At 55.8% G+C, this 16,368-nt stretch carries 9 protein-coding genes; 4 read left to right on the forward strand and 5 right to left on the reverse strand.

Features of this window, described 5'->3' with window-relative positions:
* Positions 1–44: 44 nt before the first annotated feature.
* Both VN12_RS14645 and VN12_RS14650 read right to left on the reverse strand, forming a co-directional pair.
* Positions 45–3,629: a type II secretion system protein GspD gene (locus VN12_RS14645; protein WP_146677526.1), complete on the reverse strand. Its 3,585-nt coding sequence runs from the start codon at positions 3,627–3,629 to the stop codon at positions 45–47.
* 315 nt (positions 3,630–3,944) lie between these two features.
* Positions 3,945–5,132: a peptidase MA family metallohydrolase gene (locus tag VN12_RS14650; RefSeq protein WP_146677527.1), complete on the reverse strand. Its 1,188-nt coding sequence runs from the start codon at positions 5,130–5,132 to the stop codon at positions 3,945–3,947.
* 325 nt (positions 5,133–5,457) lie between these two features.
* Here VN12_RS14650 and VN12_RS14655 point away from each other — a divergent pair, with 325 nt between their 5' ends.
* Positions 5,458–7,029 carry a hypothetical protein gene (locus tag VN12_RS14655; RefSeq protein WP_146677528.1) on the forward strand — a complete coding sequence of 524 codons (1,572 nt, stop codon included), beginning with the start codon at positions 5,458–5,460 and terminating at the stop codon, positions 7,027–7,029.
* Here the strand turns inward: VN12_RS14655 and VN12_RS14660 are convergent.
* Positions 6,942–8,378 carry a hypothetical protein gene (locus VN12_RS14660; protein WP_146677529.1) on the reverse strand — a complete coding sequence of 479 codons (1,437 nt, stop codon included), beginning with the start codon at positions 8,376–8,378 and terminating at the stop codon, positions 6,942–6,944. The genes VN12_RS14655 and VN12_RS14660 overlap by 88 nt on opposite strands.
* Positions 8,379–8,620: 242 nt before the next feature.
* On the opposite strand from VN12_RS14660, the gene VN12_RS14665 reads away from it, so the two are divergent.
* A complete protein-coding gene (locus VN12_RS14665) occupies positions 8,621–11,362 on the forward strand; it encodes a hypothetical protein (protein WP_146677530.1) in 2,742 nt (913 codons plus the stop codon).
* Positions 11,355–12,059: a 16S rRNA (guanine(527)-N(7))-methyltransferase RsmG gene (gene rsmG, locus VN12_RS14670; protein ID WP_146677531.1), complete on the forward strand. Its 705-nt coding sequence runs from the start codon at positions 11,355–11,357 to the stop codon at positions 12,057–12,059. Before VN12_RS14665 ends, rsmG begins: the two co-directional genes overlap by 8 nt.
* A gap of 90 nt (positions 12,060–12,149) precedes the next feature.
* On the opposite strand, the gene VN12_RS25860 is transcribed toward rsmG, so the two are convergent.
* Positions 12,150–12,293, reverse strand: a complete 144-nt coding sequence (locus tag VN12_RS25860; protein WP_168164422.1) for a hypothetical protein — start codon at positions 12,291–12,293, stop codon at positions 12,150–12,152.
* A 194-nt stretch (positions 12,294–12,487) separates the two neighbouring features.
* On the opposite strand from VN12_RS25860, the gene VN12_RS14675 reads away from it, so the two are divergent.
* Positions 12,488–12,832: a hypothetical protein gene (locus VN12_RS14675; protein ID WP_146677532.1), complete on the forward strand. Its 345-nt coding sequence runs from the start codon at positions 12,488–12,490 to the stop codon at positions 12,830–12,832.
* A 43-nt stretch (positions 12,833–12,875) separates the two neighbouring features.
* Here the strand turns inward: VN12_RS14675 and VN12_RS14680 are convergent, their stop codons facing one another.
* Positions 12,876–16,325: an ABC transporter permease gene (locus tag VN12_RS14680; RefSeq protein ID WP_168164423.1), complete on the reverse strand. Its 3,450-nt coding sequence runs from the start codon at positions 16,323–16,325 to the stop codon at positions 12,876–12,878.
* Between the last annotated feature and the right edge of the window lie 43 nt (positions 16,326–16,368).

Consider the following 16,368-nt stretch of genomic DNA (forward strand, 5'->3'; position numbering starts at 1 on the left):
TTTCCACCGTTCGTTCGATGAAGCGGTGGTTTGCATCAGACGGATTAAGGATTGCCCGTCGTCATTCCCATGAGGGCTTCTTCTTCCTCCGGAATGATAATGCGAGGTGTGACCGTCATCATCAGTGTGGACGTTTCTCGCCCAATCGCATCGTTCTTGAACAATCGATTCAGGTACGGGATCTTGCTCAAGATCGGTGCACCACGCTCGACTCGACCTTCACGCAATCGCTTGATACCACCCAAGAGGATCGTACCGCCGTCAGGAACACTGACAGTGGTCCCGATACTGGTCGTACCCAACGTCGGTTGCTGGACCGTCGTACCTTCGATGATATCTTCCTCATCGTCTCGCGTTCCCGACGGAGTACCGTTCGGGTTCAAGACGCTGGTTCCCGTTCTCGACACCCGTCGACCTTGGAAGGTAAACGTTCGGTCGGTCGATTCCAGTCGCGTGAACTGAGGATTGAGTGTCATCCGGACAAAGCGGCGGTCTTGCGACACAACCGATTGAACCGTCATTTGCGTTCCTTCATTGAGGACCACCACGATCGGTCGTTGTGCGACGGCAAAGTCACCGACGACAGGACTGAACGAGGTCACGAACGGACGCTGGGCCGTATCGTTGATACTCGCGGTCTGACCATCGAACATCGTCACCTTCGGGGCATTCAAAACGTTCTGGCGACTGTTCCCTTGCGACGCTTGCAAGAAGAAGAAGAGCTCCAGATCGCTTAGGATTGCCACCCCGAACGAAGTCGCTTGGTTGATGTCCGGGTTACCGAAAGGAGGTGTCACGGAGAAGTTATTACCGAGGGTCATGTCGAGGTCGGTCGTGAACGTCGGACCGGTGGCACCCACGCCCGATGCCAACCCAACCGCCACGCTCGGACCGGAGTCATCGTTTGGCAACTGCCGTACCTTGTCATCGATCTGCATGTCGAAGTCGACACCGATCCGTTCAAAGAACGTGTCTTGCAACTGAATGAACCGCACTTCGATAGTGACTTGCAGGCCCTGCAGCAAACGAAGGCTCTTGAGCAAGTCGGCGATCGCTTCATGCGTCTCTTGCGGAGCCGATACGATCAAGGTCAAGTTCTGGCTGAACGGGGTCATGGTCGATGTACCACCGTTAAGATCCCACAGGTCGGGTGTGATGGTACTGCGAATCAAATTCATGATGTCGCCATAGTTGGCCATCGCATTACCACCTCCCAAACCACCTGCCGTTGGAGGCATCATCGCTCCGGGCAACGCACTCGCCAAGCTTGGGGAGATACCGTTAGAAGGTGGCATCGCAGCAATTTGCGCCATCACCTCCGACTTCGGATCGATGCTCGCGACTCGGGAAGCATTGAGAGCGTTGCTCGCAGGGCTTACCGTTGCGCTTGCCAAGTTCGACTGGGCATAGAACGCGGATTGCAACGCTCCAGCCATACCGAAGTTGCTATCAGATACAAAGTTAGGAATTGGAATCACCAAATCCTTCACATTGTACGTCTTGATGATATTTTCTCGTTGCGTGAAACGCTTGCTTTGAATCGTCAGCAATTCATTGCGCACCGCGTAGGTCAAATTCCAAGGTTCCAGAATTTGATTTAGGGCGCTCCGGAGCTGAATGGAGTTTCCTCGGAGATCAAGGCTAACGAGCTGCTCTTCGGTGATTCCCTCTTCTGTAATCGAACGGGTGTCGATCGCGACAGGAATTCCGAACATTTCACCGATGGTATTGATGACTTCGCCCAACGGTCTCTTGTCGAAGCTTCCCGAGAACGGTTCCGTGAGTGCTTCACGAATGCGGCGTTCCGAAGGAAGCATCTTGGTGTCTTCCACCGATCCCAAGCGATTCTTGGTCAGGCGCGCCCAAGTCTCCGCATCGGGGTACGAGAAAGGACGGTTATCATCATTCGGAATGGAGGCCATATCAACATTGAGCATGCTTCGGGTGAAGCCCTCATCTTTGTCGCTACGGATGAGCTCATATTCTTCGTAACGAGCTTGAATCTTCGCCTTGGTCATCATGACCGAAGCGATCTCCGATCCCGGCTTCAGCTCCGATACCTTCTTCGCCACTTCGATGGCTTCGGGGAATCGTCGCGAGTCGATCAAGTCATTGTACTGGTCGACCAGGCTTTGGACTTGCAAGTCGGTCTTGGCTCGCGTTGCGGCCTCAACCTCCATGCGGTTTTCAATCTGCTTGTTGCGTTGATCCAGTTCGATCGCAACTTTGTTTTGATCCACCCACGCCTCGATGTTGGCCGAGACGAGGTCGATGCGAGTGAGCAAGCTCTTTCGGTATTCGGCGCTGACATCGGATTGGCCGATGCGTTGCCGAAGGGTCCGGAGCTTGTCGAGCGCTTCGAGAGGTTGGTTGGCGACCGCCAGACGTTCTGCGTCAGCGATTTCACCGGTTACCTCGGAGAAGATACGTTGCTTTCGGATCTGCATATCGCGATCTTCGGCGCTGAGTGCCGCGACGCTTTCGGGGGCTCCCGATGCTCGGGAATTCCCCTGCAGCAACGTTAGCTTGTCTTTGAGCTGGGTAAGGGTTGGGGGATCGAGTTGGTCTTTCTTTTCCCAAGCGGCACGGAATTTCTCCATGGCCGCATCCTTATTGCCGGCCGACAAAGCACTGATGCCTTGTTGGTAAAGCTCAGGTCCGCTGGTATCGGCATCGTAGCTGGTTAGTACGCCGCTCGCAGGTGCGACTTTCGAGTTGTCCTTCTGAGGTTGATAGACACCCGACTGCACACCTCCGGTGTTGGTCCCGGTTGCGGAGGCGTTTTGAACGCCCTGATTTCCGACTGGCATGGTTGCCGAAGCTTGGGCTACACCGCCCGAGAGCAAGGCTTCTCGGCCGCGTACAGCGAGTTCGACTTCCCAAGGTTTCATTTGCCCTGGCCCGAACTCTTTGTCCGAGACTTTGAGCGCGCCGGCTTGATTGATCAACTGTCGAGCGCCCGCGACGTCACCTCGATCCAGTGCCAATTTGGCTTGCGAGGCCAACCCGGAGGCCTGGTCGCGAAGTGGATTCGGGGCAGCGGTTGTTCCCGAGGCTACCATCCCTGGGAGGGGTGGGAGAGTGGTCGGCAGGCCCCCAGCAATCCCTTGATTGCCAGCAGGTGGCAGCAGTGGTAGAGCATTGGGTGTTGCAGGGGTAGTGGCCGCAGACCGCATCGGGTTGTTCGAAGCAGCCGTGCTCGAGGCAATTGCCAACGAGACTGCGGATTCGATCGCCGAGGTCGGTACGCCCTTGGCCATAAACTCCTGCCGAGCCTTGATCAACTCAGTGCTGAATTCGGAGGTCGCTGGACCTGCCAAGTGAGCTTGTGCGAGAGTCTGCAACGCAACTTCGCGTCGCCCCTCTGCCAAAGCTGCTTTGGCCTTGGCCAACATCTCTCGAGCGAGGGCCGCAGAATCGGCTGCAGGTGCAGCCGTTGGTAATGCGGTCGCTCCAGGAGCTGCTGGCAATGGGGGTAATGAACCGCCCGGTTGGCTCTGTGCGTTGACCGTTGACGTCGAGACCATTGGCGTGGCTAGACCCACAAACAATGGAACATAGACGGGCGAGGACGCCGCTGACAACGTGGTCAATAGCCGTAATGTCCGTAGAGGATTGAGGTGTTTCAACGCGACACTCCTTTATCGCTACTAATTTTCCAATAAACGCTCGTCTCGTATCGACAGTCTTCAAGAGGCTGCGGGACTCCAAGCCTTTCATCCATGAAGGCACCTGAGTCCTGCGACCTCCGGCAACTTTTGCGTAACAACCAACGGAATAGGCCTTGTCCTCCGCTCCCGTCAATATCACTTTCCGGTTCGAAGTAACATTTTCCCAAAAGGTAATTTGGGCAACCTTTTGCGGCCTTTTCCAGCTTACTTATCCTTCGTGAATCCCCCGGTTGATCGCTCCGACGCGATGGATTCACCATTGGGCATAGGCGGTTATCGATAAATCGTCCCGCCGCCCAACGTCTGCATGGGTCGCGGCTGTCCCACGGTGTGCTCGACTCCCTGGGAACCTCGGGGAGCTTCGACGGAATGGTCCTCTCGATGCTTCTGGAATTGCTGCAAGTAGTAACTTCCCGTTTCGCCGTTATCCGAAGCGGCTGCACCCGCTGGTAAGTTCTGTGTACTCGGGTGCATCGACTTGTTGTCCGTCATCGTGGCGTTCGATGCGATTCGAGTTGGGTCGCTCATGACACCCCCTGCCACCTGAACATTCGATGGTTCGGTTCCAATGTTCGCAACAGCAGGTTGCACCGAAGATCCTCGTGTGTTGGAAGCGATCAGTGGACGCGCCGTATAGCCCAGTGCCAATGCTGTATGCTGGGTGACGGTACCGCCTCCATCGATCACCCAATTGTTCCAAGCGGTTTGCAGATTGCCCACCAAAGGGTATCCGTAGATTTGTTCGGTCGCTGTGTACCAATCGTCGTTGCGCATGCCAATCTCGAGGAACTTGATGAATTCGCGAGGGCCACTTTGCGCAATCAAGAAGCTCGTGACGCTGTAGCCTTGAGCGTACAAAGGGAGCATGTCAGCCGGATAATCGCGCAGCGCGAACAGGGTTGCAAACGGAATCCCTTTTTGTTCACGTAGGAACTGAATGAGCATCTTGTCATGCTTGCGACGTTCCGATTCATGCTCGACCGTTGTGCACATGCCCTCGTCCGCCCATCGCGGAACTGGCTTGCCAAACGGGGCGAAGTGACTAGCGATAATGGTGTGGGTGATTTCGTGTGGCAAGACACTGTCGAGAATGCGTTCTCGCGTGCCCACTACCGTCATGTTGAAGTTGACGACGGCACCTCGGATCAACGTGTACTTGGTTTCGCCACTTGCCAGCTTGTTCGGACCGTCTTGGACGACGAGGGGGCATGGTTTCGACCAGCGAGGCAACTCTTCCCCCAACCAGTGGAGGGCGAGATCACGGCGATTGGCCTCGGCCACTTGAGCAACCTGTTGCGCCCAAGCATTGTCGCGTGCATAAACCACAAAATTGGGGGTCGCGACCGATACCATCGGCGCCCCCCGATGTTGACTCCAGGCAATCGAACTGAAGCAAGTGCTCCACAGGATTCCGACGAAAGTCAGTAAGGTGAGACGAGAGTAAGCAAGAACAGCTTCCATGCGTGTTGCTCCCTGCATTTCCGCGAGGATTCCACATCCATGTGGGATCGTTCGCGACTGGGTTAGGTGACTACGAGCGAGTGACGCGTTGAGTCCGCGGGTCGGACATACGGGAGCGGAAGTCTAGAAAACGACCGATCGCGACCTCCAGCCCAATCTTGAATCAAAGTTTTGAAAATCTCACAAAATGTCTAGGGCTATTGGGAAATGCTAGCTCTCGATACAGACCGCGCATTCGCTACACCCAACCGACCGAGAAAACCAGGTCCCCGAGAATTGCGAAGTGGGCTCGAAGGAACGAGCTCTTTGTTCGATACACAACCCTATGTTCTGGAATCGCAACCTGCGCATCGGTAGTTTTCGAGACGCCCGCCTGATCGGTTCGGTTTGTATTGCTTCATGGCTCCTGTTTCTCGCATACGTCGCCCGTCTGCGAGACGTAACGCATGACGCGTTCCATGAAATGGCGCTGGTCCGAGCGTTCTTCGCAACAGGGAGTTTTCCCTATGACGACATCTTTGCCTTCACTCCCACGGTAACTCCAACAGTCCATCATGAATGGGGAACAGGCCTCATTCTCTACTGGATTGCCGGGATCAGTCCATTGGGACTGCATGGGATGGCCGTCATTCGCGTTTTGATGATCGCGCTGTTGGGATTGGTTCTTTATCGCGTGGCTCGGAACAATGGGGCACATCCACTTTGGATCGGACTCGCCGCGATCGTGGCCTTTCCGATCGGCTGGGTCGGGTTTGCAACGCTTCGAGCGCAGCTTTTCACCCTGCTGTTCCTGTCGTTGCAGATTCTGTTGCAACAGTCCGACTGGCGCGGTGAGAAACGCTGGGGATTGCTCTGGTGGTGCATGCTGGTGATTTGGCTCAACCTGCATGCAGGGTTTGTGGTAGGCGTTTCCATGCTAGGGCTTCACATGCTCGAGCGCTGGGTGGTCTTTCTGAAAGAACGCCGGTGGCGATTTGATTCGTTCTCTTTCCTGTCTGCGTTTTGGCACCACGCGGTGTTGATCCTGGTGATTCCACCCAGCCTTTGTTTGAACCCTTGGGGAGCGGACTATCCTGGTTACTTGTGGCACGCCTTGCTCATGTCTCGCCCAACCATGGCGGAATGGCAGCCCCTTTGGAAAACCTACCAGCCGGGTCTGGCTATGGCTTCGTTCGCCGCGCTCGTGATCACACTCGGGTATGTTTTGCGATACCGCCGATGGGACCGATTGCGGGGATGGCTTTTCTGTTTGCTCGCCGCCTACATGGCTCTCAAACATATCCGCCATGGTTCCTTATTCGCCGTGGTGTGGGTGGCTTTGGCACCGGGGTGGCTCTCACCGACACCGTTTGGCCGCCGAGTCCTGACATGGATCCAGTTGCATCGGCAAGGCGTGGTGTTGGTGGCGTGGGGGGCCAGCCTCGCAGCCATTTGTTTCACGATCCATCACCCTGTTTGGCGAATCGAACTTCCAAATAGCGATCCGAAGAGCGGTATGGTCTATCCCGTCGGAGCCGTCAACTACCTCAAGAAGTCCGGGTTCAGCGGGAATGTGATGACTCCCTTTTCTGCAGGTGCCTACCTGACCTGGGAGTGTTACCCCCAGATTCGCGTGAGCCTCGATGGACGCTATGAAGTCGCCTATCGAGCAGATGTTTTGCCGAAGCATGACCTGTTTTACGCTGCAAAGCCCGGGTGGCGATCGGTTCTAGACGAATACCACGCCGACGCGATTTTGGTCAAGCAATCGGCCCCGGTCCGCTCTCTCCTGGGGTCGGTCGACTACGCAACAGAGCACTTCAGGCTCGTTTACGAAGACGAGGTCTTCGCGTTGTTCGTCGAAGAATCGCTGTCGGTAGGAGCCGCCGTAGCCCCTGCAACTTCGCTCAAGCGTTGAACCACATATCGATCTTCGTCGGGATCGATGGTTCTCAAAACCAGTTCAATGCAGTCGCTCTGAACTTGGCACCAGATGGGACGGCTCCCCTCAGCCAGCCTTTGTGCCAACTCCGACGGTGCAATGCCTTGCATCCGGATTTGAATGACGGCGCTCCTCCATCGCGATCCACTCCACACTCCCATTCCAATTCGACAATCCTTCTCTAGTGCAGTGACTTGTTCGATCTTCCCAAGTCCCGTGCATTGAGTGACGATCTTTTCCGCTCGAAATTTCAAGTTATCCAAGCCCACAGTCAGGGCGTGCGCAGCCGGAGTACGCTGCCAACCCGCGAATCCCTCGGTCGATTGCAAGGCTTTGAGCAAGATCGATTGCGTGAGCGTGGAAGCCCCCATTCCAAGGTTCTGGACAATACGTTGCACCGATTCCCAGAGGGGGCTTTTCTTTCGCGTCAGAATCAAGCAGCATTCTGGGCCACCGATCCATGCGTCGCACGGAATTACCAACATCTCCATCCCGAGATGCCAGCGGTCCGCCACGACCGATGTGAGGGACGCGTGTTCGGGCACGGTATGCAGCGAACCGTTGAACAAGACTTCAATCCATGACGTGTTCTGTTGCGATGCCCATTGCGAAATATCCGCTAAGTACTTGGCAGCGGAATCGGCATCAGGTGTTCCGCCGGGAGTCGCCGTCAGCAAGATCGTCGATGGGGATTTGATGGCGGCCTCCAAGTCGCTTGGTAAGCACTCCTGATTCGAACCCACTTCGATTACCGACGCGCCGGCTTCATGAAGAATCGTTTGAAGACTGCCGGCCGAAGAGACGCCGAAACGAAAGGGTCGGACGCAATCGACGCGAGGCAGAATCCACGATCCTTCGTCGCGATGCGCCAACCCCAAGGCGGCGATCGCCGTGGTGGTATTGGCGACCACCACCGCATCCATTCCCCCCATCAATCCGACGGCCAAGCAACGCAGTTCCCCCGTGACCCGGGAAGCCTCCGAGGGATGCCCCGAGAGAAGCAATTGGGCCGCAAGAGCATCTTGTGTCAACAGACCATTGGTCCATCGGCTAGAGAAGAGCTCCCCGGTCCCGTTCACCCCAGCGCTGAGGTTTCCCGACCCTCCCGAACTGACAAATGGCTCGGCCATCGATTCGGCCCAGCGGCTTGCTTGCTGTAGGAATTGCAAAATACCTCCGGGGCCAAACGGATCTTTGCCACCCACTTTTTCCACCGCCTCTTTGACGGCGGAAACCCATTGGGGCTGACCGACCATCTGCGCCATTTCCTTGATCTTCTCAAGGGGGAATGGGAGTAGGTCTTTCCACGGAGAAGGCACTTTCATCGTTCATCTCAAGGGGCTAGAGGCGGTCGAACTCAAAAGAAAATCTGCTGAAACCCGGTCCTGTATCTTCGGCATTTTCCAGGAACGTACAATAATAGCCAATAGGTGGGGTTCGCGTCGTCCAGCAAGACGCACCGGAATCAGCCTCGCTCGCGATGGCTATTCGACGGGTGTTGACCGTTCGATGATGGATGGCCGTTTGCTGAAGACTGCCCGCTCGATAAGGAATGGATGTGTAGAAAATGGATTTTGGCAACGACTCGATTCGAACCCGACACGCGTGGATGCTCCTTGCAGCCGTTCCATTCGTTCTCCATTCGTTCGCGATTCTGCCGACGTTTTGTCCGTCCGCTTGGGGAGGAGAACAGTCTTCCACCCAACCCATTACGAAAGATCCGCAACCTCTGCTGAAAGGGTTGCAGTCGCCGAGCTACCGCACCCGTCGCGAGTCCTTTTTGCAACTCTGCGATCGTAGCTATCCGGTGGATGCGTGGTTGCAAGAGCAATCGATCAGCGACAATCGCCACGACGCCGCCTTGGCCAACTGGCTTTTGCAGTTACGCCGTACCGACGGTCCGCTCGAGGAACGTTTGGAAGTGCTGAACGCATTTCAAAGCGCGTCCCAAGGGGATTCAAGACTGTTGGGACAGATGGTTGCGAATGGGCAGTGGGACCGCGCACTCGAGGTTTTGCAAATTTTGCCCGCACCTATCGTGCAGAACATTCTGCGGGACCAAGGCGAGTTGGGAAGGTTGATCGAATTGGCTTGGAGTTCCGGCCAAGAGCGAATCGTTCCTCGACTGATCGACCTTGTCACACCTCCTGAAGAGAAGCCCTTTATCAACCGCTGGTGGAGGGACTTGGGAATGCCCGATTCGTGGCAGCTCTCCCTGCCGCCGACCCCCAGCGTGGAGTTGGCCAAGTTGCAAGCGGCCGAGGAATGGGATGCTGCGGTGCAATTCGCCAAGTCGAATGGTTTGGAGCTTGCCCTCGAACGCGTGTTGGTTCGGTCCGGGAATTGGTCCCTTTGGCTCGAAGAAGTCCAACGACCCGGTTCACGGCTGCGAATGAACGGTCGAAACACGTTGGGGCAGAAACTGGCTGCTTCGATGCTCTTGGGCCGAAACGAAGAAATGCGACATCACTGGAACGCCATCAAGGACCGATCGAAAGGGACTGTGGCCGGAGCGCCATTCTCGCTCGCCCTCGCATTCGATGATCGCGAAACTTTTCAAACTGCGATCGAGAAAGCAGATCCCGCGGTCGCCTTCGATATCTACCACAATCAGCTTGGAGATTTAAAGGCTGCGTTTGCCGTGGTGGGCTTGAACAATTTGGAGCCCGAAACGGTCCGAACGTGGGCGCAGTCGTACTTTCGCAAACTGCTCGCCACGAGGAAGCCGAACGATTCCTATCCTCACGACCTCCTGCGTAGTTTATTGAGCGCTTTCCATCAGATCGGCGAGCCCGAAATAGAGACGATCATCGATGGGGTGTGCGAGCAGGAGCTTTTACGCGACTCGCGTTCGGCCGGATCCTTCCTCTCGCGCGAGCTGCTTGAGATTTGGCGCATAACCAATCAACGCACCAAAGCCGTGAACTATTTGCGAGAGCTTTCCATTCGAAAGAACTATCCGCTCACCGTACTCAGCAATCGGATTTTGACGGAGGAAAGCCCTTCGTTGGAAGAGCCCTGCTTTGAGGCGGTCTTCGGAAGCTATTTGATCGAGCCTTTTCTCATCTACGAGTATTTCGTCAAGAAACACATGCAAGGTGAGGATGGCACGGCCGAGCAAGCGATACGAAAGGCCTTCGAGAACTTGAACGATTTGCACGAAGGACGCAAACCGAAGGAATGGAACGACCTGGAGCCTCTGCGCGAAATGGTCTTCGCGGTACGACAACGCATCGGTGAGCTTCATCGGGACGACTCGCTGTTCTGTTGGGGGATTGCTCTGTTGTTGCAAGAGTTGGGAGACCCCCAAGGTGCCATCGCGCTGTTGCAAGAATCACGCGAGAATTTGAATAGTGCGAGCGAGTTGGCCAATCTTCTTGCTAAATCGGGGAACATGGACCAGGCGGCCATCCTCATGAAACAACTGATGGACTCCTCACCGGGAAATCACTTTTTATTTCTGCGTACGGCGGATTTGTTAGAGCGATCCGGTCGCCACAGCGAACTCGACTCGTTGCGACTGCGAGAACTCTCGGCCGTTCATTCCCTGCCGCTCCTGACCGGGCTTCGACGCATTGACTTAGAGAGTCTCGAGGAACATGCTGCGACACGCCCCGAGATGGAGTGGATCGCGGAACGCTGGCGGCGGCTTTACCCCGATATTGGTAGTCGCATCGAAAGCAGTTGGCGTTATATCATCGCCAAGAAGCATCGAGAGAAAATTCCCGAGGCCTACGAAGCAGCCAGTAGGAACCTCTTCGTCCGAGCGGGGGATGGGGAAGCATTTCAAGCGGATGACTCGCGCACTCGAATCTTGTTGCTCGATGCACTCCCTGTGTTTTGCCTTCAAGCAATCCATGAAAAGAATCTCGCAGAAACAGACCGATGGATACGCATGGCCCACCGGATCGAACCGACTCAAATACAAATCCCAATCGATGTGTTGCCATGGGCAGACGAGATCTTTCCAAAGGAGGTTGTCGATCGCTGGTTCGATCTCTACTTCCAATCGATGGTTCAAGCCATCGACGCCTTTCCAAACGATGCGGTCAGCCTCAACAACACCGCTTGGTTGTGTGCCCTTTGTGACCGAAATCTGGACAAAGCCAAGGAGTTTGCGGATCGAGCCGTTGCAATTCGACGCGACCCGACTTATTTAGATACACTCGCCGAAGTGGAGTTTCGGAGCGGACGGGCCCGCGAGGCCTTGGAACTTTCCCAGCAATGCCGCGCTCTGGAACCGCGAGACGGTCAACACAAGAAACAAATACGACGATTTTCGAAAGCGTTAACAACCGAGCATGAGTGATTCTGAAATGGAGCCTCTTTCCCCGCCAGCCGAGGTGTTCTCAGGGAGTCGCGAGGAACTGGATCGACGATTGCGCACCACGGCAACGGAATTGGAACTGACGATCCCCGAAGAGGCTTGGTCAGGAATTCAAAACTACTGCTTGCAACTCTGGGATTGGAATACCCGCGTGAACTTGACCCGGCACACGACCCCGGAGCTCTTTGTTAAACGCGATTTGCTCGACTCCTGGCATGTGTCTCAACTGCTGGCTCCCAACGAAGAGGTTCTCGATGTCGGGACCGGCAGCGGTGTGCCGGGAATTCTCGTCGCCATCCTTCGACCCGACGTGCAAGTCACTCTCTGCGATAGCGTGGCCAAGAAAGCCAAGGTCGTCGATGACATCGTGAAAAAGCTTGGACTGCAAGTCCCGGTTTATCCGCAAAACGTTCAGAGTCTCCTCGAAGACTTTCGTTACGACACGTTGACCTCGCGCGCCGTCGGGCCTTTGGTGAAGCTTTGCCGTTGGCTAGAGCCCTACTGGCATACCTTCGGGCGAATGTTAGCGATCAAAGGACCGAAATGGCCGGACGAACGAGGCGAAGCGAGGCACAAAGGCGCTCTTAAAAAAGTCGAACTCCGACGGATGGTCTCCTATCCGATGCCCGATACGGAATCCGAAAGCACAATCCTGCAACTCAAGCGGCTTCATTCCTAGCGGCTCTTCCGGGTTGGATTCGAATCTCGCTGCACTACCTGAGCCCTCTGGGCCCTCGATCGCCGCACACCACCAAAAGTTCACACCTTCTTAGGCAGATCCGATTCGGGCCACATCCAAGTAGGGGCGGCGAGGTCCGGTCGTTCGGTGCGAGACGCCCGTATCGGTTGTGCACGCAACACCTGTCGTGCCTATCCTTCCGGTGGTTCCGCGACGCAAAGCATCTTCAAACATCGGCGCGCTCCTATGCCGATACACGCAAGGAGGAAGAGTCGCCCATTGCTGGGCAATCCCCGATCTGCAACGCGGCCGCATGGATGCGACCTGAATTGCGCAGACCATGGAAACCTCTCGCGAGGTCTCTTAGCAATGGTCTCTCATCGGGTGGATGGAGGGATCCGTATTTTTGAACACGAACGGAGGATCCCATGTCCAAAAAAGATGTCTTTCGAGTTGTCACCCGTGCGGAAGATGGATCGATTCGGATCCGGGACTTTCATTCCGCCGAGTCGATCTTTCGAACGCATACACAAATCGGGATCGACGATAGTAGCACCGACTTGGATCTCCGCGGCATGCCAGTCTTTCGCGGATTGATCGGTCCCATTCCCGAAGGAAAGAATATTGCGAGATACGAGTCCCCTGAAGTCTTCGAGCTGATGACCAAGGAGTGGGCGACCAATAAGCCGCGACGTCGACGACGAACGTCGAAGCCTGATGCGGATGCTCCTATGGATGCACCGGCAAATGAATGGGTCGCCCCATCCAATTAAGTCGAACCGTCCACTCGAGTCGCCCTTCCCGACGAAGAAGAGTTTACGTCTCGGAGCGAAGGGCTGCGAGCAAGGGCCAACGCATCGCGAACGACGCTGCAAACCAACTCGTTAACCCGCCGACTATCAAGATCAAACCGAGCATCCACAGCGGCGTTACCAGCCCTCCAAAAGGCTGGCCGGCCACGAGGGCAGGGATCGTGGCCAATGCGGCCGCCACTCCTCCGATAGCGAGCCCTCGGAACAACTGCCAACCGTTCTCGAGTGTCAGGATCCAAACAAGTCTTCGTTTGGTGAACCCTAACGCTCGCATCGAAGCGAGCTCCGCCCTGCGTTCGAGCGCGCCGCGTATCTGCGTCACCCCCAGTCCAACGGTCCCAAGCAAGAGTCCCATCGCGCCGAGGAGTTGGAACGCGGACAAATAGGTGTTTTGCACCGCGAGGAGTTGAGACAGGATCTTGGAACTTTCGACCAAGTCCAAGCCTTGCTCCTCCCATCCGTTTTCCAAAAGGCTCTTCAAGGCAGGCAACTCAGCCATCTTGTCGGAAGGAACTTCGACCAGAAACGATTTATAACCTGCGATCGTGGGGAACATGCGTTTGAAGTTTTCTTCACCGATGATCAAACTCCCTTGCAGGATCGTGTTTTGCAACACGCCAGCGGTCTTGAAAAAGATCGGAGCTCCATCGAATTCGAACGAAAAGACTTCTCCGACATACCCACCTAAATGGAGAGCCCATAGAGCGGTGTTTTGGTCCAGCACCACGGGTATGGGCGATTCCTTGGTCCCATTTCCCGTTCCCTCTAGGGAGGTCCAAGGAGATTGGCCTGCTGGGGCAGACTTTTGAAACCACGCGAATCGGGAGTTACCGTTCTCCTGGCGATCGATCTCGACGATGCGAGGGCTCATCCCTAGGACTTGCGGTTCGTTGGCCTGATAGAGATTGTTGCAGCTCGCATCGTCCCCGCCACGAACACGCAGGGAAACGATTTCGATATCGGTCCAGGGATCGCCTGCTGCCGCAAGATTTTCGCGGCGTGCTTCGGCATTTCCCAGCTCCGTGTATATGGGGCTACTGCTCTTACCCATCCACACGAAACCTCCCATGCCAGGCTCCGTCGGAGTCGCTTGAAAAAGACTCATCGATAGGATCAGGAACGATGCGATGGCGACCAAAGCGATTGCCAGGATGCTTCGCGCCGGAGCGCGGCTGGCGCTGCTGCTCGCGAGCGCGAACTCATTTGGAATGCTATCGACTCGATGGCGAAACCGTCGCAGTCGTCCCCAGACCCAAACGAGTCCGCAGATCATGAATAGCATACCCGCCCCCACAAACGCACCCGCTTGGGCTTGCCCCTGCAAACCGACTCCGACCCCGAGCAGGCCCACGCCCGCGAGAAGGGATAGGCCGACGGCGAAGGTGGACCATTTCGACGATCGAATCGCAATGCCGGGCTCTTCGAACTTCCCCCGCAGCAAGAGCGTGATTGGGGATTTAGCAATGCGACGCGATGCGATATAGATGGCCACCAGGGCAGTCCCCCAACTGGCTAGCCATCCCGCGATCAAGCTGGTCGGCATGACGTAGTAATCCAAGAACGATACTGTGATGGCACCGACCCACCAAGTCTTTAAAAGAGCGATCATCGCATACGCGTATAGCATTCCTAGGCCAATACCCAAGGTCGCTCCAATCGCTGCCAAAATAGCTCCCTCGGCCATCAACAATTTACGAATGGAAGATCTCGTCCAACCGGTCGCCGCTAACAACCCCCAGTGATTGGCGCGTCGTTCGATGGAAAGACGAAACAGAAGAGCGACGAGCAGCAAAGCCGCTGCGATCAGGAAGAAACTAAGCGATAGGAAGAGGGCATCGAAGGGAGTCGTTCCGCTGGAACGCGCCAACTGTTGCTCGCGCAGGGGTAGCTCTCTCCATCCCAAAACACCCAAATGGCTCTGAACAATCGACTGCACCTTTTTCTGTACTGCATCTCGGGATGCTTCGTCGAGCCCGTCGAAACGAATGCTCGTAACGTTTCCAAATCGAGAACCGAACAGCTTCTTTCCTCGCTCCAATGGCATGAACAGTTTGGGAGTCAGTCGATGCGAATTCCAGTAATCATCGTCCCGCGAATCGATGGTCCGTTTGAGTGGAAAGGGAGTATCCCATTTGCTGATCGAGTCTTGGTCGGTGATCCCTGGAACGGTAGGAGTCCATTGCGGATCATTGAAGGGTGTCGGCGATTGCTCGAACACCGCCGGGCGATTCCGCAGGTAGGGTGTTTTGGGTTCCGTCAACGGGGCGATTGCGACGATGGTCGCTTCAAATTGCTTTTCGATTTCTTCTCCTTCGACCGTTTCGGGCAAGAAATAGTCGATGGTGATTCGGTCGCCAACGGCTAGCTTCAATTCGTCCGCCAACCATTGATTGATGACTACCCATTCGTCGCCATCGGGCTTTTGGATGGGGGCCGCGGATGGACTGGCCTGCTTCAACAACTGCGCTAAAAGCTCCCAGTCGACGGCGCTGATGGTGGAGTAGGGAACGCTTTGGCGATGGTTGTCTGCAGGCTTTGTGACGTTCCTGTTTTCGACATTGTTGGCGAGATAGGTCAGGATGGGCTTGGGAGAATAGTCCTGCGTCCCTCGAAGGATCTCATGGGCGATGGTGTCGGGTAGTAGCATTTGATCGGTCGTGATGTGATAGTAATCGAGCACAAGCGACCGATCTTGGGGGCTCGAGGCTTGAACGCGGTCGAACTGCAGTCCGAGATCGGCAAGGCTAGGGCGTATGTTCTGTAGAAGCGAAACCGATTTTGGGCCGGCGGCCTGCTCGGTAGAGGCGATAGTCGTGACCATCGCATTGATTTGATCGCCGATCTCTATGGCGTCTTGGATCGCCTTCTTGTCCACGAATGCATTGACGGGGGGACGTTGATCGCTGCGAAGGGAAAATCGAGCCAGTCCTTCATCGGGCAAGATATCGACGACCTCCCACCGAGGCATCACATACGTGTCTTGCTCTCGTTTTCCAAGAGCGCTTTCGGCCGGGACTAACGCGCTGGCGGCAACTCGAAGCGTGATCAAATCGCCGATGCGGACTCGCAAGGTATCAGCGGCAGATTGGTTGAGGACGACTTGCTCACCGCTCGGAAGTTTCGGGGGACGGTGATCACCCAATTCCCAAAACGAGGCATCGACTCCCAGTAACGTCAATTCGTTCGCCCGGTAGATCTTTTTGCCATCCTCGCCACGAACTTCGTGTTGAGCCGTGGACTGTTGTAGGTAGATGAGTTCATGAACACTACCTTGCACCTGAGTCTTGTCGAGCAGGGCGGCGGAGAACCAGCGAGGAGCGAGGAGGATGCGATCGATGTCGCCGATGCGGTCTAGCGCGATGGTACGAAGCGACCCTCGAACGCTATCGCCTACGATCAATGCGCCGACAATGACGGCGCCCGCCACGGCTACTCCTGCAATTACGGGAATCAAGAGATTTCGAAAGTGTGCAATCGTTCTGAGAATCAGCGATAGC

Source organism: Pirellula sp. SH-Sr6A (assembly GCF_001610875.1).
Classification (GTDB): domain Bacteria; phylum Planctomycetota; class Planctomycetia; order Pirellulales; family Pirellulaceae; genus JBKCUI01.